The sequence below is a fragment of the Micromonospora sp. NPDC049151 genome (assembly GCF_040648395.1).
In the GTDB taxonomy this organism is placed as follows: Bacteria; Actinomycetota; Actinomycetes; order Mycobacteriales; family Micromonosporaceae; genus Micromonospora.
Window position 1 is genome coordinate 1 of the sequence record NZ_JBEZDP010000024.1, and the last position, 26,122, is coordinate 26,122.

22 protein-coding genes are annotated in these 26,122 nt (G+C 74.2%); 11 read left to right on the forward strand and 11 right to left on the reverse strand.

All coding sequences use genetic code 11. The features are described from left to right. Positions 1 to 99 precede the first annotated feature (99 nt). Positions 100 to 1,170 carry a LacI family DNA-binding transcriptional regulator gene (locus AB0B20_RS23845; RefSeq protein ID WP_357386187.1) on the forward strand — a complete coding sequence of 357 codons (1,071 nt, stop codon included), beginning with the start codon at positions 100 to 102 and terminating at the stop codon, positions 1,168 to 1,170. A gap of 41 nt (positions 1,171 to 1,211) precedes the next feature. After that, a complete protein-coding gene (locus AB0B20_RS23850; protein ID WP_357386368.1) occupies positions 1,212 to 2,855 on the forward strand; it encodes a glycoside hydrolase family 13 protein in 1,644 nt (547 codons plus the stop codon). A gap of 45 nt (positions 2,856 to 2,900) precedes the next feature. Here the strand turns inward: AB0B20_RS23850 and AB0B20_RS23855 are convergent, their stop codons facing one another. From AB0B20_RS23855 to xylA, 3 genes are all read right to left on the reverse strand, one after another. After that, entirely contained in the window at positions 2,901 to 4,334 is a 1,434-nt protein-coding gene (locus AB0B20_RS23855) for an MFS transporter (protein ID WP_357386185.1), read from the reverse strand. Positions 4,335 to 4,443: 109 nt separating this feature from the next. Continuing rightward, entirely contained in the window at positions 4,444 to 5,880 is a 1,437-nt protein-coding gene (gene xylB / locus AB0B20_RS23860; RefSeq protein WP_357473534.1) for a xylulokinase, read from the reverse strand. An 11-nt stretch (positions 5,881 to 5,891) separates the two neighbouring features. Next, positions 5,892 to 7,079 carry a xylose isomerase gene (gene xylA / locus AB0B20_RS23865; protein ID WP_357473537.1) on the reverse strand — a complete coding sequence of 396 codons (1,188 nt, stop codon included), beginning with the start codon at positions 7,077 to 7,079 and terminating at the stop codon, positions 5,892 to 5,894. A gap of 53 nt (positions 7,080 to 7,132) precedes the next feature. On the opposite strand from xylA, the gene AB0B20_RS23870 reads away from it, so the two are divergent. The 3 genes from AB0B20_RS23870 (at position 7,133) to AB0B20_RS23880 (ending at position 11,196) form a co-directional block, all read left to right on the forward strand. Continuing rightward, positions 7,133 to 8,392 (forward strand): ROK family protein, encoded by a 1,260-nt coding sequence (locus AB0B20_RS23870; protein WP_357473540.1) that lies wholly within the window; start codon positions 7,133 to 7,135, stop codon positions 8,390 to 8,392. 78 nt (positions 8,393 to 8,470) lie between these two features. Continuing rightward, positions 8,471 to 10,192, forward strand: coding sequence for a PP2C family protein-serine/threonine phosphatase (locus AB0B20_RS23875; protein ID WP_357473543.1), 1,722 nt, complete (start codon positions 8,471 to 8,473; stop codon positions 10,190 to 10,192). Next, positions 10,189 to 11,196 carry a cobalamin-dependent protein gene (locus AB0B20_RS23880; RefSeq protein WP_357473546.1) on the forward strand — a complete coding sequence of 336 codons (1,008 nt, stop codon included), beginning with the start codon at positions 10,189 to 10,191 and terminating at the stop codon, positions 11,194 to 11,196. The genes AB0B20_RS23875 and AB0B20_RS23880 overlap by 4 nt, the downstream gene beginning before the upstream one ends. Position 11,197: 1 nt before the next feature. Here AB0B20_RS23880 and AB0B20_RS23885 read toward each other — a convergent pair whose 3' ends face one another. Further along, positions 11,198 to 11,713: a MarR family transcriptional regulator gene (locus tag AB0B20_RS23885; RefSeq protein ID WP_357473549.1), complete on the reverse strand. Its 516-nt coding sequence runs from the start codon at positions 11,711 to 11,713 to the stop codon at positions 11,198 to 11,200. Positions 11,714 to 11,808: 95 nt separating this feature from the next. On the opposite strand from AB0B20_RS23885, the gene AB0B20_RS23890 reads away from it, so the two are divergent. Next, complete coding sequence (locus tag AB0B20_RS23890; protein ID WP_357473552.1) at positions 11,809 to 12,939, forward strand: PP2C family protein-serine/threonine phosphatase; 1,131 nt, start codon at positions 11,809 to 11,811, stop codon at positions 12,937 to 12,939. Positions 12,940 to 12,948: 9 nt separating this feature from the next. Here AB0B20_RS23890 and AB0B20_RS23895 read toward each other — a convergent pair whose 3' ends face one another. The 7 genes from AB0B20_RS23895 to AB0B20_RS23925 form a co-directional block, all read right to left on the reverse strand. Beyond that, entirely contained in the window at positions 12,949 to 14,430 is a 1,482-nt protein-coding gene (locus AB0B20_RS23895) for a sugar transferase (RefSeq protein WP_357473555.1), read from the reverse strand. A 213-nt stretch (positions 14,431 to 14,643) separates the two neighbouring features. Next, on the reverse strand, positions 14,644 to 16,398 hold the full coding sequence (locus AB0B20_RS23900) for a VWA domain-containing protein (protein WP_357386168.1): 1,755 nt from the start codon (positions 16,396 to 16,398) through the stop codon (positions 14,644 to 14,646). Positions 16,399 to 16,575: 177 nt separating this feature from the next. Then, a complete protein-coding gene (locus AB0B20_RS23905; RefSeq protein WP_357473557.1) occupies positions 16,576 to 17,610 on the reverse strand; it encodes a lactonase family protein in 1,035 nt (344 codons plus the stop codon). A gap of 105 nt (positions 17,611 to 17,715) precedes the next feature. Next, the gene (locus tag AB0B20_RS23910) at positions 17,716 to 18,318 is read right to left on the reverse strand and encodes an ATP/GTP-binding protein (RefSeq protein WP_357386164.1); all 603 of its coding nucleotides are present in this window, start codon (positions 18,316 to 18,318) and stop codon (positions 17,716 to 17,718) included. Further along, on the reverse strand, positions 18,299 to 18,688 hold the full coding sequence (locus AB0B20_RS23915; protein WP_357386162.1) for a DUF742 domain-containing protein: 390 nt from the start codon (positions 18,686 to 18,688) through the stop codon (positions 18,299 to 18,301). Before AB0B20_RS23915 ends, AB0B20_RS23910 begins: the two co-directional genes overlap by 20 nt. Further along, entirely contained in the window at positions 18,678 to 19,100 is a 423-nt protein-coding gene (locus AB0B20_RS23920) for a roadblock/LC7 domain-containing protein (protein ID WP_354871081.1), read from the reverse strand. The genes AB0B20_RS23915 and AB0B20_RS23920 overlap by 11 nt, the downstream gene beginning before the upstream one ends. Further along, the gene (locus tag AB0B20_RS23925) at positions 19,100 to 21,448 is read right to left on the reverse strand and encodes a nitrate- and nitrite sensing domain-containing protein (protein WP_357473560.1); all 2,349 of its coding nucleotides are present in this window, start codon (positions 21,446 to 21,448) and stop codon (positions 19,100 to 19,102) included. Before AB0B20_RS23925 ends, AB0B20_RS23920 begins: the two co-directional genes overlap by 1 nt. Positions 21,449 to 21,753: 305 nt before the next feature. On the opposite strand from AB0B20_RS23925, the gene AB0B20_RS23930 reads away from it, so the two are divergent. The 5 genes from AB0B20_RS23930 to AB0B20_RS23950 all read left to right on the forward strand — a co-directional run bounded on the left by AB0B20_RS23930 (position 21,754) and on the right by AB0B20_RS23950 (position 26,079). Next, a complete protein-coding gene (locus tag AB0B20_RS23930; RefSeq protein ID WP_357473563.1) occupies positions 21,754 to 22,359 on the forward strand; it encodes a hypothetical protein in 606 nt (201 codons plus the stop codon). Positions 22,360 to 22,371: 12 nt separating this feature from the next. Next, complete coding sequence (locus AB0B20_RS23935; RefSeq protein ID WP_357473567.1) at positions 22,372 to 23,493, forward strand: hypothetical protein; 1,122 nt, start codon at positions 22,372 to 22,374, stop codon at positions 23,491 to 23,493. Between the two features lie 127 nt (positions 23,494 to 23,620). Beyond that, a complete protein-coding gene (locus AB0B20_RS23940) occupies positions 23,621 to 25,279 on the forward strand; it encodes a sodium:solute symporter family protein (RefSeq protein WP_357473570.1) in 1,659 nt (552 codons plus the stop codon). Positions 25,280 to 25,295: 16 nt separating this feature from the next. Next, entirely contained in the window at positions 25,296 to 25,619 is a 324-nt protein-coding gene (locus tag AB0B20_RS23945) for a hypothetical protein (protein WP_357386150.1), read from the forward strand. A gap of 76 nt (positions 25,620 to 25,695) precedes the next feature. Next, the gene (locus tag AB0B20_RS23950; protein ID WP_357386148.1) at positions 25,696 to 26,079 is read left to right on the forward strand and encodes a hypothetical protein; all 384 of its coding nucleotides are present in this window, start codon (positions 25,696 to 25,698) and stop codon (positions 26,077 to 26,079) included. Positions 26,080 to 26,122 lie beyond the last annotated feature (43 nt).

The window sequence follows — 26,122 nt, forward strand, 5'->3', positions numbered from 1 at the left end:
TTAGTGGCCGTCGCCAACGAAGTCCGGCCCGGCTAGCGCTTCAGCAGCGCGCGCAGCGCTCCGGCGGCGGCGGGACCGGGTCAGTGCGGGGAGTCCACGATGACCAGGATTGACGACGTCGCCCGACTGGCCGGGGTGTCCACGGCCACCGTCTCCCGGGCGCTGCGCGGCCTGCCGACGGTCTCGGCCGCGACCCGCCGCCGGGTGCTCGCCGCCGCCGAACAGCTCCAGTACGCGGTGTCGCCCAGCGCGAGCCGGCTGGCCGGTGGCCGGACCGGCACGGTGGCGGTGGTGGTGCCCCGGATCACCAGATGGTTCTTCGGCACCGTGGTCGAGGCGGTCGAGGAGTTCCTCCAGGACAGCGGCTACGACCTGCTGCTCTACAACCTCGGCGGCCGGGAACGGACCCGCCAGCGGGTGCTGCGCACGGCCAGCCTGCACAAACGCGTGGACGCGATCATCCTGGTCGCCACGCCGCTGCGGGCGGCCGACGTGCACACGCTGACGAAGCTGGGCCTGCCGGGCGTGACGATCAGCTCCGGCGGCCAGGTGCCCGGGTGGCCCTGCGTCCGGATCGACGACGTGGCCGCCGCCCGGACCGCCACCCGCCACCTGCTCGACCTCGGCCACACCCGGATCGCGCACATCTCCGGCGACCCGGACGACGAACTGGCCTTCACCACCCACCTGGACCGGCGGCGCGGCTACCAGGAGGCGCTGCGGGCCGCCGGGCTGCGACCCGACCCGAGCCTCGACGTCGAGTCCCGGTTCACCATCGACGGGGGCGCCCGGGCCACGGCGGAGCTGCTGGCCCGGGGCGAGCCGCCGACTGCCATCTTCGCCGCCTGCGACGAGATGGCGATGGGTGCGATCACCGCGCTGCGCGACGCCGGGCTTCGGGTGCCGCAGGACGTGAGCGTGATGGGCATCGACGACCACGACGTGGCCGGCGTGCTCGGCCTGAGCACCATTGCACAGCCCGCCGCCGACCAGGGAGTGCTCGCCGCCCGCATCCTGCTCGACCCGCTGGGGGTGCGGGTCACCGAGCCGTACCCCGGCCTGGTGCCCACGCCGCGCGGCGCCGACACGGGCGACGGGACGCCGCCCCCGGTGATCCTGCCCACTCGCCTGGTGGTGCGCGAATCGACGGCGCCGCCCCGGGCACACTGAATAACTCGCTCGTCCCGCACCACCCAGACAGGAGTAAGGCGCTGAACACCGACGCGACGCAGCAGGCCCCGGGCACCGGCTGGTGGACCGAGGCGGTCATCTACCAGGTCTACCCGCGCTCGTTCGCCGACTCCGACGGCGACGGGATCGGCGACCTGCCGGGCATCACGTCCCGGCTCGACCACCTCGCCGAGCTGGGAGTCGACGCGGTCTGGCTGTCCCCGTTCTACCCGTCCCCGCAGGCCGACGCCGGGTACGACGTGTCCGACTACCGCGACGTCGACCCGCTGTTCGGCACGCTCGCCGACGCCGACAAGCTGATCGCCGAGGCGAAGTCCCGCGGGCTGCGGGTGATCGTCGACCTGGTGCCCAACCACACCTCCTCCGCGCACCGCTGGTTCACCGAGGCCGTCGCCGCCGCGCCGGGCAGCCCGGAACGGCAGCGCTACGTGATCCGCGACGGCAAGGGCCCGGACGGCGCCGAGCCGCCGAACGACTGGGTGAGCGTGTTCGGCGGCCCCGCCTGGACGCGGCTGCCCGACGGACAGTGGTACCTGCACCTGTTCGACGCGGGCCAGCCCGACCTCAACTGGGACAACCCGGAGGTGCGCGCCGAGTTCCTCGACGTGCTGCGCTTCTGGCTGGACCGGGGCGTGGACGGCTTCCGGGTGGACGTGGCGCACGGCCTGATCAAGCAGGCCGACCTGGCCGACTGGCAGGAGCCGCAGGAGATCCTCTCCGGCAGCGAGGTGGACAAGCCGCGCCCGCCCATGTGGGACCAGGACGGCGTGCACGAGATCTACCGGGAGTGGCGGCGGGTGCTCGACTCGTACCCCGGTGAGCGGATCCTCGTCGCCGAGGCGTGGGTGGAGCCGGCCGAGCGGCTGGCCCGGTACGTGCGCCCGGACGAGATGCACCAGGCGTTCAACTTCGAGTACCTGATGGCCGCCTGGACCGCACCGGCCCAGTACGCGGTGATCACCCGTTCGCTGGAGGCCACCGACTCGGTCGGCGCGCCCACCACCTGGGTGCTGTCCAACCACGACGTGGTCCGGCACGCCTCCCGGCTCGGCCTCGGCAGCGGCGGCGGCCGGGCCAACGGCGTCGGCGTGGACGACCCGCAGCCGGACGCCGCGCTGGGCCTGCGCCGGGCCCGCGCGGCCAGCCTGCTGATGCTCGCGCTGCCCGGTTCCGCCTACCTCTATCAGGGTGAGGAGCTGGGGCTGCCGGAGCACACCACGCTGCCCGACGAGGCCCGGCAGGACCCGACCTGGAAGCGCAGCGGGCACACCGAGCGCGGCCGGGACGGCTGCCGGGTGCCGATCCCGTGGGAGGCCGACGCCCCGTCGTACGGCTTCGGGCCGACCGACGCGAGCTGGCTGCCCCAGCCGCCCGTGTGGGCCGAGTACGCGCTGGACCGGCAGCGCGGCGTGCCCGGCTCGACGTACGAGCTGTACCGGACCGCGCTGCGGCTGCGCCGCGAGCACGCGCTGGCCCGGGGACCGCTGCGGTTCCTGTCCTCCGGCGACGAGGTGCTCACGTTCACGAACGGCGACGTCACTGTGCTCACCAACTTCGGCGCGGACGCGGCGCCGTTGCCGGCCGGCGCCGAGGTGCTGGTGTCGAGCGCGCCGCTGGACGGCGACGTGGTGCCGACCGACGTGACGGTCTGGTTCCGGGTGTAAGGAAGGGCCCCTTATTAACGCCTGCGGTAGAGGAAGGGCCCCTTGTTAACGAGGGGCCCTTCCCTCTTCCAAACGCTCGGCGCGGGCGTGCAGCAGGTCGTGCACCTGCGCGATGTCCCGGGGCGACGTACGCGCGGCCAGCCAGTACATGATCCCGGTCGGGATGAAGAAGAGCTGGAACGCGGCCAGCCCGACGGCGTAGTTCAGCGGCGGCGGGAAGGCCGCCCGCAGCCCGGCGAACGCCACCCCGACCAGCCCGTTGCCGGCCGCCCGGCCGACGCCGTTCACCAGGTTGCCCAGGCTGTAGACGGTGCCCCGGTGCTCGGGCGGGTTGACGTCGGCGATCAACGCGAACCAGTTCGGCGAGTTCGCCGACGTCAGCGCCAGCGCCACCACCGCGGTGAGCAGGCTCAGCCCCACCGACGGCTCGGTCAGCACGCTGGCGAGCACGGCCGTCACCACCGCGCCGGCACCGGCGCCGTCCGGCACGTCGATCCGGATCGGCACGAAGAACAGGACCAGGTAGAACGGCAGCGCCGCGAGGATGCCCACGGCCGCGACCATGGCCCGGCCACTGGGCGTACGCCGTTGCAGCGCGTCGCCCACCAGGCCACCCACGATGGACAGCACGCCGCCGAGCTGGAACAGGGTGGCGAAGACGCTGCCCACCACCACTGCCGTCGCGGGCGAGTAGCCCTGCGCCTCGGCCCGCTGGCTGAACAGCACCGGCAGCCAGACCAGCGAGCCGAACGCGGCCTGCGCGGTCAGCCCCTGCAGGATCAGCCAGCGGTTGGTCCGGCGGGCCAGGATCCGGGGCAGGTCGGCGCGGCTGATCCGGTAGTCGTACTCGTTCCCGGCGTCGATCGCCCCGGCCAGCTCCGGTTCGCTCTGCCCGCGCCGGATGTCGTAGGTGAACAGGTACGCCACCGTGGCGGCCAGGCCCACGCCGGTCAGCAGCAGAAACGGCCGCCGCCAGTCGGTCGCGCCGATCAGGCCGCCGAGCAGCGTCCCGGCCAGCGTGCCGACGCCCTGGGACAGCCCCCAGAAACTCATCACCAGGCCGCGACGGCGCGGCGAGATCAGGTCGGTGACCACCGAGAAACCGACAGACCCCACCGCGCCGAGGCCGACAGCGCCGACGAACTGCGCGGCCAGGAACGTCACGTACCCCCCGGCGAGCGCGCTGCCCCCGGTGCCGGCGGCCCAGAGCAGCGTGCCGACCATGAGCAGCGGCTTGCGGTTGGTGCGGTCGCCGACGTACGCCCAGCCCACCGCCGCCACCGCGCTGACCAGAAAGCTGACGGCGGTGACCAGGCCGAGCATCCGCTGGGGCACGTCGAGGGCGGTGGAGATCGGCCCGTACAGCGGGGGCACCAGGCCGATCGCCACGTTGTCCAGCGAGGCGAGCACCACGAAGACCACGACGCTGTAGAACCGGTGTGCCGTGTTCCCGCGCCGGGAGATCCTGGTGCCCTTCATGCAGGGCAGCCAATCAGGTGCGGGCCGGATCCGGGACACCGCCCCCGGCCGGCGCGCGTGTTAAGAAGGGGCCCCTCCTCTACCGCAGGCGTTAAGAAGGGGCCCTTCCTTACCCCCGGGCGTGGGCGTAGCGCTCGCGGATGGCGGGGACCGCCTCACCCGTGTACTCCTCGGTGTCGCCGATCGACCAGGCGGGCGGGGTGTCGCCACCCAGCGCCACCCAGGCGGCCTGCCGGGCCGCGCCGTCCGCCACGTACTCGCCCGGCGGCGGCACCACCACCGGGCGGCCGAAGACCTGCGGCGCGATCCGGCGTACCGCGGCGGACCGGGCGCCGCCGCCGACCAGGATGATCCGGTCGGCGCGGGCACCCTGCGCGATCAGCGCGTCCAGGCCGTCGGCCAGCCCGCAGAGCATGCCTTCGACCGCGGCCCGGGCCAGGTGCGCCGGGGTCGACGTGCGCAGCGTCAGGCCCTTCAGCTCGCCGGTGGCGTGCGGCCGGTCCGGCGTCCGCTCCCCCTCCAGGTACGGCACCAGCACCAGCCCGTCCGCGCCGGGCGGGGCGGACAGGGCCAGCTCGCCGAGCGTGTCGAGGTCGACGCCGAGCAGGGTCGCGGTGGCGTCCAGCACCCGGGCCGCGTTGAGCGTGCACACCAGCGGCAGGAACCGGCCGGTGGCGTCGGCGAACCCGGCCACCGCGCCGCTGGAGTCGGCGGCCGGGGTGTCGGCCACCGCGAAGACGGTGCCGGAGGTGCCGATCGAGACGACCACGTCGCCCGGTCCGGCGCCGGCGCCGAGCGCCGCGGCGGCGTTGTCCCCGGTGCCGGGGCCGAGGAGCCCCGGGCCGCCGCCTCCGGACGGACCGGCCGCGCCGTCGCCGAGCACCGCCGGGTCCAGGTGCCCGGCCACCTCGGCCGGGCCGAGCACGACCGGCACCTCCGGGCGGCGGCCGAACGCCCGTTCCAGCAGGTCCAGCCGGTACTCGCCGGTGCGCGGCGACCAGTAGCCGGTGCCGCTGGCGTCGCCCCGGTCGGTGCGCAGCGCGTCCAGGCCCTGAGCGCCGGCGAGCCGCCAGGTGAGCCAGTCGTGCGGCAGGCAGACGGCGGCGACCCGGTCGGCGTTGTCCGGCTCGTGCCGGGCCAGCCAGCGCAGCTTCGTCGCGGTGAAGCTGGCCACCGGCACCGCGCCGGTCGCCTCGGCCCAGAACCGGCGGCCGGTCTCCCCGCCGCCGGCCTCCTCGACCAGGTCCCGGGCCGCGTCGGCGGACCGGGTGTCGTTCCACAGCAGCGCAGGTCGGACCACCTCACCGGAGGTGTCCAGGCAGACCATGCCGTGCTGCTGGCCGCCGACCGAGACGGCTGCCACGTCGGCCAGGCCGCCGGCCTCGGCCACCGCCGCCCGCAGGGCCTCCCACCAGGCGTACGGGTCGACCTCGGTGCCGGGCGGGTGCGGCGCGCGGCCCTGCCGGACCAGCGCGCCGGTCTCCGCGTCCCGGACGACCACCTTGCAGGACTGGGTCGACGAGTCGACCCCCGCGACGAGCGGCATGGCGGCCCGCCTCAGCGCGCGCCGAGCACGTGCTCGACGGCGAGCTGGTTGAGCCGGACGAAGCCGAAGCCCTTCGCCCCGGTGGCCTCCGGGTCGAACTCCTCGAACGCGGTCCGGTCGGCCAGCAGCTCGCGGTAGCCCTCGCCGGGGTTGAGCGTCGGGGTGGCCAGCTCGGCCACCCGGGCGGTGGCGAGCGCCTCGATCACCTCCGGGTCGGCGCGGAAGGCCGCGGCCCGCTCCTTGAGCAGCAGGTACGTGCGCATGTTCGCCTCGGCGGAGGCCCACACGCCGGTCATGTCCTCGGTGCGGGACGGCTTGTAGTCGAAGTGACGCGGGCCGTCGTAGGCCGGGCCGCCGTTCGGGCCGCCGTGCTCCAGCAGGTCGACCAGGGCGAACGCGTTGAGCAGGTCGCCGTGGCCGAAGACGAGGTCCTGGTCGTACTTGATGCCGCGCTGGCCGTTGAGGTCGATGTGGAACAGCTTGCCCTGCCAGAGCGCCTGGGCGATGCCGTGGGCGAAGTTCAGCCCGGCCATCTGCTCGTGGCCGACCTCCGGGTTGAGCCCGACCATCTCCGGGCGGGCCAGGGTGGAGATGAAGCCGAGCGCGTGGCCGACGGTGGGCAGCAGGATGTCGCCACGCGGCTCGTTCGGCTTGGGCTCCAGGGCGAAGCGCAGGTCGTAGCCGTTGTCGACGACGTACTCGCAGAGCAGGTCGACGGCCTCGCGGTAGCGGTCCAGCGCGGCCTGGACGTCCTTCGCGACGTCGTACTCGGCGCCCTCCCGGCCGCCCCACATGACGAAGGTCTTCGCGCCCATCTCGGCGGCCAGGTCGATGTTGCGCAGCACCTTGCGCAGCGCGTACCGGCGTACGTCGCGGTCGTTGCTGGTGAAGCCGCCGTCCTTGAACACCGGGTGGTTGAACAGGTTGGTGGTGACCATCGGCACGACCAGGCCGGTCTCGTCGAGCGCCTTGCGGAAGCGGCTCAGCCGGGCGTCGCGGGTGGCCGCGTCCGCGCCGAACGGGACCAGGTCGTCGTCGTGGAAGGTGATGCCGTACGCGCCCAGCTCGGCGAGCCGGTGCACCGCCTCGACGGCGTCCAGCTCGGGCCGGGTGGCGTCGCCGAACGGGTCACGGGCGGGCCAGCCCACCGTCCAGAGGCCGAAGGAGAACTTGTCCGCGGGGGTGGGGCGGGGTGCCATGGCAGACCTCCAGGTGGTGGCGTCTTCCGCGATTTGTTCAGCGGTTGAATTAAATGGCGGCGATGTGGCAGTGTCAAGAGGTGACAAGCACCAGCACCGCCGGGGCGGTCCGGCAGGGCAGCCTGCGCGAGTTGAACCTCGCGGTGGTGCTCCGGCGGATCGCCGCCGCCGATCGACCGCCCTCGCGCGCCGGGATCGCCGCCGACACCGGCCTGACCCGGGCGACCGTCTCCGCAGTCGTGGACGACCTCATCGCGGGCCGGCTGGTCGCCGAGGCGGAGCCGGAGCCGCGTACCGGGGCGGGCCGCCCGGCCCGGGGCCTGGTGCTCGCCTCCGACGGCCCGGCCGGGCTCGGCCTGGAGGTGAACGTCGACTACCTGGCGGCCTGCGTCGTCGACCTGACCGGCGCCGTCCGGCACCACCTGGTCCGCCGCGCCGACCTGCGCCCGGTCTCCCCCGCTGACGCGCTCGCCCGGCTCGCCGCGCTGGCCGCCGAGGCGCGCGCCGCCGCCGTACGCGACGGGTTGACCCTGGCCGGCGCGGCGCTCGCCGTGCCGGGCCTGGTGGGCGACGGCGGCCTGGTCCGGCTCGCGCCGAACCTGGGCTGGCGGGACGTGGACGTGCCGGCGCTGCTCGCCGGGCACCCGCTGGCCGAGCCGGTCGACGGCGTGCCGCCGCTGGTGGTCGACAACGAGGCCAACCTGGCGGCGCTCGGCGAGCTGTATGCCGGCCCGGCCGGCCCGCGCAGCTTCCTGCACGTCACCGGCGAGATCGGCATCGGCGCCGGCATCGTGCTCGACGGCTCGCTCTACCGGGGCGCACGCGGCTGGAGCGGAGAGATCGGTCACTTCCCGGTGCAGCCGCAGGGGCGCCCGTGCCGCTGCGGTGGCCAGGGTTGCCTGGAGCGGTACGCGGGCCAGGAGGCGATCCTGGCCGCCGCCGGGCTGCCCGGCGCGGAACTGCCTGCCGACACCGCCGCCGCCCGGCTCGCCGACCTGGCCGGGGCCGGCGACGCGGCCACGCTGACCGCCCTGACCGACGCCGGCGCCGCCCTCGGAATCGCGGTGGCGGGCGTGGTGAACCTGCTGGATCTGGACACCGTGGTGCTCGGGGGCGGATATGCCCGGCTCGCGCCCTGGCTGCGGCCGCCGGTGGAGGCGGAGGTCTCCCGGCGGGTGCTCACCGCCGCCTGGGCGCCGGTGACGGTACGCCCGGCCGTGCTCGGGGCGCAGTCGGCGGCGGTCGGCGGGGCCGGCTCGGTGGTGCGCCGGATCGTCGACCGGCCGGTGGGATGGCTGGCACGGGCCGCCTGACCTCGGATGATCCTGGACGGGCATTCCGTGCCCGCGCTCGGTACGCTTGCCGCCAGGCAACGTGTCCACGAGCGAGGGGTGCACCGACAGCATGCGCAGGGGTCGACCGACCGAAGCGCCCGGCCACCGGAGGTGACCGCCGCGCGCCGGGGCGGTGTCGCGGGGCCGGTCAGCGGCGGCGGACACACCCCGCGGAGACGGCCCCGGCGGCTTGCCGAGGCCGCGCTCCCGGCTGACGGCCGTCTGGCCCGGGAGCTGCTGGACGGGCTCGCCGAGGCGGTCGTGACTATCGACCACGCCGGCGTGGTCACGCTCGTCAACGCGATGGCCACCGACCTGCTCCCCGAGGTGACGCCCGGCGTCGACCTGGCCGCGTGCCGGGTGCCGGCCCTGGCCGACGCGGCGGTCGCCGGGTCGGACGCGTTCGAGACCGAACACCACGGCCGGCGGCTGCGCGGCCTGCGGCGCCCCCTGGCCGACGACCGCAACGCCTGGTACGTCCGCGACGTCACCGAGGAACACGCGCGCACCGACGCGCTGCTCGCCGAACGGTCCCGCACCGCGTTCCTCGCCGAGGCGGGCAGCCGGCTCGGGCTGTCCCTGCACCGGGAGCAGACGCTGCGTACCGCGGTGACGCTGCCGGTGCCCTACCTGGCCGACGCCGCCGTGGTGGTGCACCGCCCGCCGCCGCCCGCCGAGGACCAACCCCACTGGATCCGGTACGCCACCGGCGACCCCGGCCCGGTCACCGGCCTGGCCGGCTGGCCCACCGTGGAGTCCGTGCCCGGCCTGGTCGAGGCGCTCGAAGGCGACCTCACCGAACCGAGTCCCTGGCTGGACGCCGAACTGGCCGACCTGGCCGAGGTGCTGCCCGCCGGGTTCGGCCGCCCCGGCACCGTGCTGATCAGCCCGATGCCCAGCGCCGGTGGTCCGGCCGGCGCGCTGGTGCTGGCCCGCCGCCCGGAGCGGGCCGGTTTCGACAAGCGTGAGATCGCCCTGGCCCGGGAGTTCGCCGGCCGGGCTGGCGCCGCGCTGGCCGCCGCCGAGCTGTACGGCGAGCAGGCCCACCTGGCCCGGGTGCTGCAGAACAGCCTGCTCCCGCCGGAGCTGCCCCGCCTGCCCGGGATGACGCTCGCCGGTGGTTATCGCGCCGCCGGTGACAGCCTGCGCATCGGCGGCGACTTCTACGACCTGTTCCCCACCGGCGAGGGCGGCCTGTTCGCGCTCGGCGACGTCTGCGGCAAGGGCGTCGGCGCGGCGGTGCTGACCGGACGGGTGCGGCAGTCGTTGCAGACCCTGCGCCTGGTCGAGCAGCGCCCCCGGGAGCTGCTGGAGCTGCTCAACCGGGCGCTGCTGGACGCCCCCGACGCGGCCCGCCGGGCCCAGTTCACCACGCTCCTGCTCGGCGCGCTGCGCCGCGAACCCGACGGCGGGCTGCTGGTCCGGCTCGCAGGTGGCGGGCACCCCTCACCGCTCGTCGTCCGTGTCGGCGGCGAGGTCGAGACGGTCCGGGTGGGCGGCATGCCGGTGGGCGCGCTCACCGATGCCCGGTTCGCCGGCACCGAGGTACGGCTGGCGCCGGGCGACCTGCTGCTGGCGTACACCGACGGGGTGACCGAGGCCCGTGGCGGCCCGACCGAGCCGGCCATGTTCGGCGACGCCCGGTTGCGGCAGGCCCTCGCCACCGGTGCCGGGCTTCCGCCCGCCGCGCTCGTCGAGCGAGTGCTCCAGCTCGTCGACGAGTGGCTGGACGGGCAACCGCACGACGACATCGCCATGCTGGCCGTGGCGGCCGGGTGAGCGCCGAGCGCCGGATCGGGCCGGAGGCGCTCACCGCGTACCTCGATCATCTGGACGCCGCCGACCGGGCCGGTGCGGTGGCACTGGCGCGCGGCCTGCTGGCCGACGGCTTCTCGGTCGCGGACGTCCTGGTCGACCTGGTCGCGGTGGCGCAGCGGGAAATCGGCCGGCGCTGGCTGGCCGGGTCGTGGAGCGTCGCCCAGGAACACGCCGCCACCCACGTCAGCGAGCAGGTGGTGGACGCGGTGAGCGCGACGATCGGCGCACCGCGACGCGGGCACGTCGTGATGGCCTGCGTCGAGGGCGAGTGGCACGCGCTGGCCGCCCGCATCGTCGCCGAGGTGGTCCGGGCGGCTGGCTGGCGGGTGACGTTCCTCGGTGCCAGCGTGCCGGCCCGGCACCTGGTCACCTACCTGCACCAGACCGGCCCGGACGCGGTGCTGCTGAGCTGCGTGCAGCCGAACCGGCTGGTCCGGGCGGCACGGATGGTGGAGGCCAGCCGCGCGGCCGGGGTGCCGGTGCTCGCCGGTGGCCCCGGCTTCGGTCCGGAGGGCCGCTGGGCCACCACGATCGGCGCGGCGGCCTGGGGCGCCAGCGCGCGGGACGCGGTCACGCTGCTGGACCGGCCACGCTCGGCCGCGGACACCGGTGCGCCGCCGCCCCCGCCCGACGACTCGTACGTGGCGGTGCTGCACCGGCGGCGTGAGCTGGTCCGGCTCGCCCTGTCCACTGTGAACCCACCACAGGAGACCGCCGAGGACGTCGCCGCCGGCATCGCGCACCTGGTGGACGCGCTGATCGCGGCGGTACGGGTGGACGACGACCGGCTGCTGCGCGACTTCGTCGGGTGGCAGGAGGAGGCGCTCACGTCCCGGGGCGGCCGGGCGCTGCTGGACGAGGTGCTCGACACGCTGGAACGGGCGCTGACCGAGCATCCCCGGGTGGCGGCGCGGTTGCGGGCCGCCCGCGAGGGCACGCCGGGCGGTTCCGCCCGCGCCGGCTGAGTCAGGCGGTACGGGCGACGGGTGGCTCGCCGGACGGCCGGCCCGGGTCGCCGATCCGTTCCCCGGAGGGTTGCAGCATCGGCCAGCCGTCCGCCACCGTGGCCTCCCCGCGCCGGCCCACCTCGTCGAACTCGCGCATGCCGCGCACCAGCGCGAGCCGGCCCTCCGGGCTCATCCCGGCCAGGATCCGCTCCAGCCGGTGCCGCCGGTCGGCGCGCAGCTCGGCGAGGAGCCGGATGGCGGCGGGCGTGAGGTGCAGGGAGATCTCCCGCCGGTCGTAGCGGCCCGGCTCGCGTTCCAGCATCCCGGCCGCGACCAGCCGGTCGCACAGCCGGCTGGCGGAGGAGAGCAACATGTCGGTGAGCGTGGCGAGCCGGCGGAGGTTGATGCCGTCATACTGCTCGACGACCATGATCGCGCGTAGTTGGGCACTCGACAGCCGGCTGGTGGTGCGTTCCCGGGCCGCCTCCCAGACGGCGAGCAAGGTGCCTGCCGCCTCGTCCAGGGCGGCGGACATACTCGTTTCAGGTCCCCGGGGACCGCGCTCTTCGGTCATGGTGGGCCCGAGACTACTCCCCGGACCTGCCCGGCGACCTGTGCAAAGGAGCAAAGATGAGCGGAGCGGAGGGCCACGCGCGCCGGGCCCTGACCGAGGCACCGACGGATCTCATCGTGGACCGCCTCGCCGCCGAGCTGGCGCGTACGTACGGCGTCACCCGCACCGCGCTCTACCAAGTCGACTACCGGCTCGCCGAGCTGCTGCCGCTGGACGACGGACCGTCGCTCACCGGGCCGGGTCACCCGGCCTGGCGGGCCTTCGACCACCAGGAGCCGGTGTTCGCCGACGGCGTCGGCTGGTTCCCGGTGGGCATGCGCGGCGAACGCCGGGGCGTGCTCCAGGTGTCGCCGGTGCCCGCCGACCCGCACGCCCGCCGGGAGCTGGGCACCATCGCCACGGTGCTCGGCCACGAGCTGAGCGCGGTCATGGCGACGACCGACATCTACCGCACGGCCCGGCGCAGCCGGCGTCTGACACTGGCCGCCGAGATGCAGTGGGAGCTGCTGCCCGGGCGCAGCCGGATCCGGCCGTCGTTCAGCCTGGCCGGGCAGTTGGAGCCGGCGTACGCGGTGCGCGGGGACAGCTTCGACTGGTCCGACGACGGTCACCGGCTCTGGCTGGCGGTGCTGAACGGCTACGGCGAGGGGGTGGCCGCCGCACTGCTCGCCTCGCTGGCCACGTACGCGTTGCGCAACGCGCGCCGGGCCGGGCTGGACCTGGCCGACCAGGCCGCGCTGGCCGACCAGGCCATCTACGCCCAGCACCGGGGTGAACAGCACGTCTCCGTGCTCCTGGTGGAGCTGGACCTGGCCACCGGCGAGATGACTGTGGTCGACGCCGGTTCGCCCCGGCTGCTGCGCCTGCGGGGCGGCGAGGTGACCGAGCAGGAGCTGGACAACCAGTTCCCGCTCGGCATGTTCGAGGGCACCGACTACCGGCCGCAGCGCTTCCGGCTGGAGCGCGGCGACCGGCTCTTCGTGGTCAGTGACGGCGTCATCGACGCCACCACCGAGCAGGTGCGCTACGGCGAGGCGGCGCTGGACCGGTTCCTGCGCCGGACCGGGCCGATGGAGCCGCTGGACGCGGTCCGGTCGCTGATCGGCGACCTGCGGGCCTTCGTCGCCGGTGACCTGGTGGACGACGCGGTGGTGGTCTGCCTGGACTGGCTGGGGCCGCAGCCCTGACCGGCCCTCTCAGTACGCGCCGCGGCTGTTGAGCACCGCGCCGAACGTCTTCCAGAGGATGGTCAGGTCGGCGGCCAGCGACCAGTTCTCCACGTAGTACAGGTCGAGCCGGATGCCGTCCTCCCAGCTCAGGTCCGACCGGCCGCTGACCTGCCAGAGGCCGGTCATGCCGGGCTTGACCAGCAGCCGGCGTGCCACGTCACCGTCGTAGCGGGCCACCTCGGAGGGCAGCGGCGGGCGCGGACCGACAAGGCTCATCTGGCCGAGCAGCACGTTTGCGAGCTGGGGCAGCTCGTCCAGCGACCACTTGCGTAGCAGCCGGCCGACCCGGGTGACGCGCGGGTCGTCGCGCATCTTGAACATCAGGCCGTCGGTCTCGTTGCGCGCGGCCAGCTCGGCGAGCAGGGCGTCGGCGTTCACCACCATGGTGCGGAACTTGAAGACGCCGAACTCCTCGCCGCCCTGGCCGACGCGGGTCTGGCGGAACAGCACCGGGCCACGGCTGTCGATCTTGATGGCGAGCGCTATCACCACCAGCAGCGGCGCCAGGATGAGCAGGGCGATCAGCGAGATCGACCGGTCGACGAAGCCCTTGACGAGCTTGCGGGTGCCGCGGAACTCCGGCGCCTCGACGTGGATCAGCGGCAGGCCGGCGACCGGACGGGTGTGGATGCGGGGACCGGCCACGTCGGTGAGCGCCGGCGCCACCACCAGGTCGACGCCGGTGCCCTCCAGTTGCCAGCCCAGGCGGCGCAGCCGGGTCGCGGTCAGCTCGCCGGAGGCGGTGACCGCGACGGTGTCGGCGCCGATCGCGGTGGCCGCCTCCGGGATGCCCCGGAAGCTGCCGACCACCGGCACGTCGCCCAGCCGCTGCGGCACCGGGGCGAGCAGCGCGTCCGGGATGCACGCGCCGACCACCTGGTAGCCGGCGTACGGTTCCCGGCGCAGCGTGTGCACCAGCTCCAGCACGTGCGCGGTGTCGCCCACCACGAGCACCTTGCGGGACCAGCCGGCGCCCCGGTCGCGGGCCCGGTGCAGCCGCTTGCGGGCCGCGAACCGGGCCACCTCCAGGCCGACCGTGCCGACCGCGAAGGAGATGGCCAGGAAGCCCCGGGAGACGCCGACGTCGGCGATGTAGCCGGCGATGGCGATGCCGCCGGCGAGTCGCATGCTGGCCGCGCTGACCCGGCGGTACTCGTCGGCGCCGTAGCCGAGCACCTGGTCGTCGTAGCACCGCATCGCCTTGAGCGAGACGAGCCACACCAGCAGGAGCACCGGGGCGACCACCACGTACGGGATCTCGGACCCGGTCGGCTCCTCGTCGCCGAACCGGGCCAGGTAGCCCACCAGGATGGCCACGGCGAGCACGGCGGTGTCCAGCACCACCAGGACCCGGATGTAGGCCCGCTCCGCAGCCCGCGTCGTCTTGCCCGGGCGTTCACCACCGGGTCGCGACGACGTGGCAGGGGTCAACAGCGTCGCCGAGGTCACCGGCCCTCCCCACTTCGCTCAGGACCGCCTCGTCCCCGCCCGGCTCCGATGTGGAGCCCGCGCGGTCGAGGCACCCGGTCATCATGCCTGGACAATTATGGTTACCGATTGATTCGGACGCATTACCGTCAGTTCTCATCCCGGGTCTTGACCGGGAAGTCTTCCGCCGTACCGGAAATCCGGTACGGCGGAAGACTAGCGCTGAGCTTCAGGTCAGCGGGGGGCGGGCGGGCGGAGCGCGATCGCGCGGAGGAAGATCTCGCCGATCTTGCTGGGGTCGGTGGTGACGAAGGCGCCGCCGCCGGTGACCTTGGTGATCGACTCCAGCTCGGCCCGGTTCACCTCGGTGCCGATGCCGATGATGATGACCTGCACCGGCTGCTCGTCGTCCTGCAGCTTGGTCAACTGGTCCAGCAGCGCCTTCTGCGAGATGCCGTTGTCGTCCTCGTTCTTGCCGTCGGTGAACAGCACGATCGAGTTGACCTTGCCCGGCTCCCAGTCCTGCTGCACCTTCTTGTACGCCGCGAGCATGGTGTCGTACAGGCCGGTGTTGCCGTTGGAGGGCTTGATCGAGGCCAGGCCACGCTGCAACGCCCCCCGGTTGCTGGACAACGGCTTTATCCCGACCAGCTCGCTCCAGTCCTGCGAGCCCTCCAGGTTGGTGGAGAACGTCCAGAGGCCGATCGACCAGGAGTCGTCGAACAAGCCGAGTCCCTGGCTCGCGGCGGCCACCGTGACCTGCTCCCGGCTGGCGCCGTTCGCGGTCGCGACCGGCTTCTTCATCGAACCGGAGACGTCGATGACGCAGAGCATCCGGCCCGACTGGGTGGCCACCGACCAGGTCGTGGTGGCGGTCGAGATGGCGCCGGGGTCGAGGTCGGCCGCGCCGCCCTGACCCGACGGCGGCACCTGGCGCGCGCCGCCGTTGGCCGGGCTCGGCGCGCCGGTCGGCGCCTGGAAACCCCGCCCCCAGTTGCCGTCCGGCGCGCGCAGCGCCTGGGAGGCCAGCCGGTCCTTGAACCCCGGGGTACGCAGCACCTCGAACAGCACCTTGGCGGCGGACGCCTTGGTCGGCTCGATGCCGGGCAGCACCGCGAACGGGTAGTCCAGCGAGATCGGCGGCGGCTCCAGGTACAGCGCGGCCAGCCGGATCGGCGGCTTGGTGCTGTTGTAGGCGATCACGTCCTCCTCGGACAGCGCCGCCGCGCCGAGGGCGTTGGCGATCGCCGTCGGGTCCGACGAGCGCGGGAACCGTGCGAGGAGGTCCTGCCGCAGCGAGGAACGGTTGGTGGCCAGCGCCCGCAGCGCGCCGACCATCGCCTCCTGCGCCTTCGGCGAGCCGGACTCGCCGGTGGAGCTGGCCGCCGCGGTCAGCGACAGCAGACCGGACAGGCCGGCCGCGTCCTGGGTCGGCTCGACGATCCCGGCGCGCAGCGGCTTGCTGGCGGTGACCTGGGTCAGCAGGTCGGACCAGCGGAGCTGCTTGTCCGGCCACCCTATGCGCGAGGCCACCGGCTCGGGCAGCGCCACCACGACCGGGCTGCGCGCGATCGAGGCGCCGTTCATCGGCGCGAACGCGCTGGCCCCGCCACTCTTGAGCCGCACCAGCCAGGTCGAGGAGTCCGGCACCCAGACGTCAGGGGTGACGGCGGTGCCGCTGGCCTGCCCGACACCGGCGAGCGTGGCGCCGTGCTTGCTCGCCACGGCGGCGGCCACCTCGACCGACTCGGCGGAGGAGACGTTCACCGCGATGCAGGTGCCGCCCACCGCCGCGCCGTCGGAGACCCACTGGTCGGCGGCGGCACGCACCGCGGGGGCGATCTCCGGGGCGGTCGCCACCGACAGCTCGATCCGGCCCGAACAGTTCGGGCCGGCCAGCTGCTGGTAGCCGAACCAGGAGCCGGCTACGACGGCGACCAGGGCGGCCGCCACGGCGGCGGCACCTGCTCCGCGGAGGTGAGAACGCATGCGATGGCGGCCAGACACGGTGACCATCTTGCGTACCTCGTGGGGTTACCACCACAACCGTTCGGACGAAAGTTACGCAGCAGAAACAGTTGATCAGCTAACTCATACGTTAAGTTACTGGTCAGTCATTTAAGGTGAAGTCAATCCACTTCGGACCACCTGTGCGTGACCGTCCGGTCACGGCAGGACGCATGTCGGGCTGGCCACCGGCACCGGCTCCCCCACCGGCTCGGGCACCCCGCCGTCCGGATCGACCCGGAAGATCCTGATCATGTCGGCCCGCTCGTCGGCCACGTACAGGTGCTCCCCGGCGAACGCGAAGTGCCGGGGCCACTCGCCGCCGGTGTCCACCTCGGCCACCAGCTCCGGCGCGGCGCCGTCGAGCGCGAAGACCGCGACGGTGCCCACACCTCGGTTGCCCACGTAGAGGAAACGCCCGCCCGGCCCGACGGCCACCTCGGAGGGCTGCACGTGCCCGGTCCGGCCGCTGGCGTCGACCCGGGTGCGCTGCCGCGGCCCGTCCGGCGTCAGCTCGTACGCGGTGACAGTGGCGTCCAGCTCACCGACCAGCCAGCAGCGCCGCCCGTCCGGGTGCCGGGCCAGGTGCCGGGGCCCGGTGCCGGGCGCCGTCCGCACCCGGGGCTCCCGCTCGGCCAGCCGGCCGGTGGCGGCGTCGAGGTCGTACCGGTAGACGGAGTCGGTGCCCAGGTCGACGGCGAGCAGGCCGTCGCCGGCCGGATCCGGCGAGACCATGTGGCAGTGCGCCTGCTCCTGCCGCTGCGGGTCGGCGCCGTGGCCGGAGTGCCGGACCAGATCGGTGCGCTCCCCGGGCACGCCGTCGGCGTCCAGGCCGAACACCGCGACGCTGCCGCCGCCGTAGTTCGCCACGAACAGGTGCCGCCCGTCCGGGGCGACCGCCAGGTGGCACGGCTCCGCGCCACCCGTCTCGCGTACGCCCAGCGGCGTGAGGTCGCCGTCCGGGGCCACCCGGAACGCGCTCACCAGCCCGTCCGGCAGCTCGTTGCACCCGTACAGCACCGGGAGCGCCGGATGCCGCACCAGGAACGACGGCGACGGGGTGACCGCCACGACACCCAGCGGGGTCAGTTCCCCGGTCGCCCGGTCCCGCCGGGCCGCCACGACGCCCTCGGCCCGCCCGCCCGTCTGCGCCGTGTAGCCGCCGATGTGGACGATCTCGTCCTGCCCGGTCACCGCTCCCACCTTCCGTCGGTCCTGTCTCCGCAGATCCAACCAGAGGCTTCCCGTTCCGGCGGCCGATCAGTCCCGTGACCGCCGGCGGGATTCGCGGCGGGCCGCTCAGCCCACCGGCACCGGCTCGCCGCGCTGCCGCGCCACGTGCTCGACAAGCGAGATCAGCACCAGCTTGCCGGACTGCCGGTCCCGGGCGTCGCAGAGCACCAGCGGGACGTCCGGGTCCAGGTCCAGGGCGTCGCGGACCGCCTCCAGCCCGAACCGGCGGGAACCCTCGAAGCAGTTGACGCCCACCACGAACGGGATGCCCCGCTGCTCGAAGTAGTCGATCGAGGGGAAGCAGTCGGCCAGCCGACGGGTGTCGGCGAGCACCACCGCGCCGAGCGCGCCGAACGCCAGCTCGTCCCAGAGGAACCAGAACCGGTCCTGCCCCGGGGTGCCGAACAGATAGACCTGGAGGTCGTCGTTGATGGTGATCCGGCCGAAGTCCATCGCCACGGTCGTGGTCGACTTCTGCTCGACCCCGGACACGTCGTCGGTGCCGAGCCCCGCCCCGGTCAGGACCTCCTCGGTCTGCAACGGCCGGACCTCACTCAACGCGCTCACCAGCGTCGTCTTACCGGCGCCGAAGCCACCGGCGATGAGGATCTTCAAAGCCAGCGGCACTCGCGGCGCCTCCGGCTCCCGGTCAAAGCGCACGGAGTCCACTGACCACCGCCTTGAGGATGTTGTCGTCGGGCAGGTACGCGGTGGCCGGTGGCCGGTGCACCGCGACGAGCCCCTGGGCGAGAAGGTCGCCGAGCAGCACCCGGACCACACCCACGGCGAGGTCCAGGTCGGCGGCGAGGTCGGCCACGGCCTTCGGCCGCCGGGCCAGCTCGGTCAGGCGGCGGTGCTCCGGCTGGAGACCGGGCCGCCCGGCCGGGTCCGCGCCGGGGGTGGCGAGCACGAACGCCAACAGGTCGAAGCCGTCGACCGGCGGGCGCACACGCCCCCCGGTGAGCGTGTACGGGCGCACCACCGGGCCGGCGTCGGAGTCCAGCCACTCGTGCTGCGGCCCGGGCGACTCAGCGCGCATCGGCCCGCTCCCCCGCCGCCCGGCTCGGCGCGGCCAGGTTCTCCCCGACCCGGATGACGAGCATCGCCATCTCGTACGCCACCAGGCCGATGTCGGCGTCGGCGTCGCTGGCCACCGCCAGGCAGGCACCCTGCCCGGCGGCGGTCACGAACAGGTAGGCCGACTCCATCTCCACCACTGTCTGACGGACCGCGCCGCCGCCCAGGTGCCGGGTGGCGCCCTTGGCCAGGCCGGAGAAGCCGGACGCCAGCGCGCACAGGTGTTCCGCGTCGGTGCGGTCCTGGTCGGTGGAGGCGCCGAGCAGGAGCCCGTCCGCCGAGAGCACCACCGCCTGGCGGGCGGCGGGGACACGCTCCACCAGGTCGTCGAGCAGCCAGTCGAGATCGGCGTTCTGCCGCGTCGTGTGCACCACTAGGCGTCCCTCTCAGTCGCGGTTCGTTGGTCCGGCGCCGGCGGGGCGGGCTCCACAGGCGGCCCCACGGTGGTGGACGGCGTACCGGTGTCGCGCGTCTCGGTGCTGGGGGTGGCCGGGCTGGTCCCGGCGCCGCGCGAGCCGTCCCGGCGTCCGCGCGCGGTGCCGGCCTGCAACGCGGACATGGCCCGGCGGGCCTCCTCCGGGGTGCGGTGGGCCGGGGTGTCGGCGACCGCGGCGCGGGGCCGCGCCGTCGCGCCGCGCCGCCGGATCCGGCGGGGCAGGCCGTCGTCGTCGGCGGGTGGCTCCACCGTCGAGGCGCGCGCCGACTGCAACGACACCACTGTGCTCTCCGACCGGTCCCGGCCGGAACGGCCCGGACGGCCCGGCCGGGGCACAGTGGTCAGCCGGGTCACCTTGGCCAGGCGCCGCCGTTCCGGCCCGGCGGAGGCGTCCGCGCCCACCGGCGGCTCGTCGGTGATCAGTGCCGACGGTACGAACACCGCGGCGACGATCCCGGCCGGGCGGGACGGCCGCAGCTCCACCCGTACGCCGTGCCTGGCGGCCAGGCGTGCCACCACGAACAGCCCCAGCCGGGCGCTGCCGGACGGGTCGAACTCCGGCGGCTCGGCCAGCTTGCGGTTGGCCTCGGCCAGGGCCGGGGCGGACATGCCCAGTCCCCGGTCGGTGATCTCGATGGTGTAGCCGCCCGGGACGCTCCGGCCGGTGACGTCCACCCGGGTGCCGGGCGGGGAGAACGCGGTGGCGTTCTCGATCAGCTCGGCGAGCAGGTGGATCACGTCGCCGACGGCCCGGCCCAGCACCCCGGCCGTCGCCACCTCACCCACGTCGACCCGGTCGTACGCCTCGACCTCGGAGATCGCGCCGCGCATCACGTCGACAGCGGCGACCGGCCGCCGCCAGCCTCGTCCGGGCGCGGCCCCGGCCAGGATGACCAGGTCCTCGGCGTGCCGCCGCAGCCGCGTCGCCAGGTGGTCGACCTGGAACAGCCCGGCCAGCTCGTCCGGGTCCTCGGTACGCCGTTCCAGCCGGTCCAGCAGCGCCAGCTGCCGGTGCACCAGTCCCTGGCTGCGCCGGGCGAGGTTGAGGATCACCTCGTTGAAGCCGCGGCGCAGCGTCACCTCGTCGACGGCGGCGCGGACAGCGGTCCGGCGCACCTCGTTGAACGCGCGTGCCACCTGGCCGATCTCGTCGCCGCCGTGGTCCAGCTCGGGCGCCTCCCGGGCCACGTCGACCTCCTCGCCCCGGCGCAGCCGCGCCACGACGTCGGGCAGCCGGCGTTCGGCCACCTCGGTCGCGGCGGCGCGTACGCCGGTCAGCCGCTGTGCCAGCGACCGGCCGACCCGCCACGCCACCAGCACGCACACCACGATCGCGATCAGGCCCAGCACCCCGGCGAGGGCGAGCTGGACGAGGATCCGGGTGGCCATCGGCACCGAGCGTTCGGCGAGCCCGTCCGCGCCACTTAGCTCGAAGTCGCGCAGGCTCTGCCACACCTCGGCGTGACTGGTGTCCCACGCCCGCATGTCGAACCGGGCGGGCAGCGCCGGCGAGCGGATCAGGCTGTCCTGGAGCGCGCGCAGCCTGCCGAACCCGGCGCCCTCGATCATCCGCTGGTACGCGGCCCGCTCCCCGGACGGCAGCTCGGCCACCGCGATCTCGGCCAGGAAGCGCTGGTTCTCGATCGTACGCACCAGTTGCTCGTGCTCGCCGTCGCCGTACCGTCCGGCGGTGACGGCGCCGGCCAGCAGCGCGTCGGCCTGTCCGAGCAGCTCCCGGGAACGGCCCAGCGAGGTGAGCGCCGTGGCCTCCCGGTTGAGCTGCGCGTCGGGCAGCGCCGCCATCGCGCCGAACGCCTGGAACGCCGAGCCGATCATCCCGCTGTAGAGGCCGACGGCGCCGGCCCGGTCCACCGTCCGGTCGTCGATGAACGAGCGCCCCGCGGGCAGCGCGTCGAGCGCCGAGACCAGGTGGTCGAGCCGGTTGTCGAGCTGGGCGTCGGCGACGTCGCGCAGGTCCTCGCCGTCGACCTTGCGGCGCAGCTCGACGATCGCGTCGTCGGTGCGTACCCGCTGTTCGACCAGCTCGGGGAGGGCGCTGTCACCGGCGAGCTGGACCACCGACAGCCGCCGTTCCCGTTGCAGCTCCGCCACCACGGTCTCGCCCGGACGGCCCAGGTCGTAGAGGAGGGTACGCGCGGAGAGCAGGTCGAGCGCGGGCCCGAAGGTGAGCGTGGTGGCGAAGATCCACAAGGCCAGCAGCCCGGTCACCGGGCCGATGACCAGCGCGGTCAGCTTGGCGCGGATCGGCCAGTCACGGGTGTTCAATCAGACCTCGCCCGGGAAGGTGTCGCTCGGTGGCGCCGGCAGCGGCCGTCACGTTCGCCGGCCACGACGCCGGGCCCCGGCCCGGACGCCTTGGGCAGGATACGTAATCCGGGGCGGATGCACTACCGGCCGTCTCGGCTCTCACTACGGTCCGAGACGGGCACGACGGGCGCAGTCGGACACCGGCCCGGCACCGGACGGGCGGTCGCGACACCGCACCTTTTTCCGGCCCGGGGCGGAAAGTGCCGCACAACGGGATTGGCGATCACCCGCACGAGGGAATACCAGCGTGCGAAGGAGGAGCCATGTCGTCCACCCAGGTAGTCGTCATAGTCATCGTCGTCGCCGTCATCGCCGCGCTCGTCGCGGTCGCCGTGGTCGCCAGCCGCCGCCGGGCGCTCCGGGAGCGCTTCGGCCCCGAGTACGACCGGGCCGTCGCCGAGCAGGACAGCCGCAGCGCCGCCGAGCGCGAGCTGCGGGAACGGGAGCGCCGGCACGCCGAGCTGGAGCTGACCCCGCTGAGCCCGGAGTCCCGGGCCCGTTACGCCGCCGCCTGGGAGGAACTCCAGGTGCGCTTCGTCGACTCCCCCGCGGAGACCGTCGGCGAGGCTGACGAGCTGGTCAGCCGTCTGATCGCCGAGCGCGGATACCCCACCGGGGACTTCTCGGACCAGATCGCCCACCTCTCCGTCGAGCACGCCCGCACCCTCACCCACTACCGCGACGCCCACGAGATCCGGCAGCGCAACGAGCGCGGTGAGGCCGGCACCGAGGACCTCCGGCAGGCGCTGGTGCACTACCGGGCCCTCTTCGCCGACCTGCTCGGCGAGGAACCGGTGCCGACCGCCACGCAGCAGCCGGAGCAGCGCCACCCCGACCACGACCACGACCACGACGTCCCGAGCCGCTGAGGAGGCCGCCCCATGCGCCAGGAGGAACAGCAGGTCACGCAGGACCACCCCGAGGCCGTCCGGTCCGCACCGGTGCCGGTCCCGCAGCCGGGCGAGCACGCCCACGCCGACGCCGACCGCCGCGACACCGACCGGGCCGACGTGCCCGAGGACGCGCTGGACGACCGGGGCACCTTCGACGACCCGGCGGTCGCCACCGAGCGGAGCGACACGGACGTCGACGAGCGGCACGACGCCGAGGTCGACGAGACCCGCGCCTACGACGCCGGGGAGCTGCGCGACGCGGCCGACCGGACCGATGACGGGCGCGCCCCGTACCACGACCCGGCGCCGCTGCCGACGGCGTTCGGCGCGGCGACTGTGGGCGACGCGGTCGCCGCCTCGGCCCTGGCCGGCGGTCGTCCGCAGGACGAGCGCGACGCGCGCGACGAGGACACGGCAGCGCCGGGCGACGGCGCACCCGGTCAGACCGACCCGCTGGACGACGAGCGGGCCGACCCGACCGCCGGGGACCGCCTGCACGACCGCGACCGCTGGGACGCCGAGCACTCCGGCGCCACCGACCACGACGTGGACGGCGACGGCCGGGACGACCGCACCGGGTCCCACGCGGTCCGGGACGACCGCACGGTGGACGGCGTCGTCCGGGACGACGCGGTCGCCGACGGCGCGGTCGGGTACGGCAGCGCCGAGCCGGGCCTGGTCGACCCGGACGCCGAGCCCGTGCCCGCCGGATCCGGCGACGCCGACCGGCAGCACGACCGGATGGACACCACCACCGCGGCGACGGGCGCGGCGGCGGCCAGCGCCGCCGGCACGGCCCTGGGCGGCGCGGAGCGGCCCACGCCCGGCGCGGTACCGGCCGACGCGGCGACGCTGTTCGCCCCGGAGGCCGCCCAGGGCTTCCGGGACCGCTGGCGCGACGTGCAACTGCGCTTCGTGGACGACCCGCGCGCGGCGGTCGGCGAGGCGGAGTCACTCGTCGAGGAGGCGATCGAGGCGCTCTCCACGGCCCTGCGTGAGCAGCGCACCCGGCTCGGCACCTGGCAGGAGTCCGGCTCCACGGACACCGAGCAGCTCCGGATGGCCGTGCGTGGCTACCGCGACTTCCTGGACCGCGTGCTGGGCCGCTGACCCATCACCACGAAGCCCCGGCCGGTGACCCGGCCGGGGCTTCGCGCATGTCCGGACCGAACAGCAGGTATGAAACCTCGCAATCGGGGTACGTGCGGGCAGCGGTGCGCACGAGGGGAGCACGGGCATGGGCGGCGGCGGCCTGCGGTTGAACATGAACGCGCTGGACTACCTGATCCTGGCGCTCTATTTCGTCACGGTGCTCGGCGTCGGTTTCGCCGCCCGGCGCGCGATCCGCACCAGCGTGGACTTCTTCCTCTCCGGCCGCTCGCTGCCCGCCTGGGTCACCGGGCTGGCGTTCGTCTCGGCGAACCTGGGCGCGCTGGAGATCATCGGCATGGCCGCCAACGGCGCCCAGTACGGCATCATGACAGTGCACTACTACTGGATCGGCGCCGTGCCGGCGATGGTCTTCCTCGGCATCGTGATGATGCCGTTCTACTACGGCTCGAAGGTCCGCAGCGTCCCCGAGTACCTGCGGCTGCGCTTCAACCGCCCCACCCACCTGCTCAACGCGATCAGCTTCGCGGTCGCGCAGGTGCTCATCGCGGGCGTGAACCTCTACGCGCTGGCCCTGATCATGCAGGCGCTGCTCGGCTGGCCGCTCTGGTTCGCGATCATCGTCGGCGCGGTGATCGTGCTGGCGTACATCACCATCGGCGGGCTCTCCGGCGCGATCTACAACGAGGTGCTCCAGTTCTTCGTGATCGTCGCCGGCCTGGTGCCGATCACGGTGATCGGCCTGGTCAAGGTCGGCGGCGTCAGCGGCCTGATGGACGCGGTCCGCGACTCCCGGCTCGGCGAGGCCGGGCTGCACGCCTGGGAGGGCACCGGCAGCACCGCCAACCCGCTCGGCGGGCACTGGCTGGGCATCGTGTTCGGCCTCGGCTTCGTGCTCTCCTTCGGCTACTGGACCACCAACTTCGCCGAGGTGCAGCGCGCCCTGTCCGCCCGGAACATGAGCGCCGCCCGGCGTACGCCGATCATCGCCGCGTACCCGAAGCTGCTCATCCCGGCCGTCACCGTGATCCCCGGCCTGATCGCCCTGGTCACTGTCAAGGGGCTGGGTGCCGACGAGGGCGACCTGGTCTACAACAACGCGATCCCGCTGCTCATGCGCGACCTGCTGCCCAACGGCGTGCTCGGCATCGCGGTCACCGGCCTGGTCGCCTCGTTCATGGCCGGCATGGCCGCGAACGTCAGCGGGTTCAACACCGTCTTCACGTACGACATCTGGCAGGCGTACTTCCGGCGGGACGAGCCGGACGAGCACTACGTGAAGGTGGGCCGCCTCGCCACCGTCGGCGCGGTCGTGATCGGCATCGGCACCGCCTTCATCGCGGCCGGGTTCAGCAACATCATGAACTACATCCAGGCGCTGTTCTCGGTCTTCAACGCCCCGCTGTTCGGCACGTTCATCATCGGCATGTTCTGGCGGCGGATGACGCCGCTGGCCGGCTTCTGGTCGCTGCTGTCCGGCACCGTCGTCGCCACCGCCACGTACCTGCTCTACAAGGGCGGCGTGATCAGCTTCAACTCCGACCTGGAGGAGAGCTTCTGGGGCGCGGGCCTGGCCTTCGCCACCGTCGCGGTGGTGGCCGCGATCGTCACGCCGCTGACCCGGCCGAAGGCCGACCAGGAGCTGACCGGGCTCGTGTACGGCCTCAGCGACACCACGCTCGCCGACGACTCGCTGGCCGGCGACGCCGCCTGGTACCGCTCCCCGGTGCTGCTCGGCGTCGTCGCCGTGATCCTCGCCGCCCTGTTCTACATCCCGGTCTTCTAAGGAGGGGACGCACGCCATGGCAGACGACGCGGACCGCCACTACCAGGGCGGCGAGGCGCACGACCCGCTGGTCGACGAGACCGAGGACGCGCGGGAGGCGCGCTCGGCCGCGGCCCGGCTGTTCGACATCCGCCGCGTGATCGGCGGCCTGTTCGTGGTGTACGGGCTGATCGTCGGGCTGATGGGGCTGTTCGACACCTCCGCCGAGATCGAGAAGGCGCAGGGTCTACGGATCAACCTCTGGGCCGGCGCGGCGATGCTCGTGTTCGGCCTGCTGATGCTGCTGTGGCAGCGGCTGAGCCCCACCGAGACGCCGGAGCCGCACCGCGACGAGTCCTGACCCCCGCCGCCCGCATGGCGCGGCCCGCACCGGGTACGCCACGGGGATCAGGCGGAAGGGACAGGAGGGCAGCAGCATGACCGATCGTGACCGCGGTGGCGAGCGGCCGCTGGAGGAGACCCCCGAGGTGGCCGCGGCGGTGGACGACGACAGCACGGTGCCCCAGTTGCGCAGCGGCGGCACCGACCCGGACAACCCCGTGTTCACCGAGCCCGACGGCGCGGTACCCGACACCGGCTCGCCGAACCTCATCGGTGACCCGTACGCGGCCGGGACCGGCGCGACCGGCACCGGCACCGGCGCCGCCCCGGACGGCATCCGCACCGGCGCCGAACAGCCCTGGGATCCGGAGGACCTGGTGCGGGCCCGGGGTCAGGACGTGACGCCGGAGAACCTGGAGCGGGCCCGCCGCGACCTGGCCGAACTGGGCCGGGCGGCGATCGAGCGCACCGTGCCCTGACCCGGGACGGCCGAGGGCCCCTGGCCGACGTGGGCGTCGACCA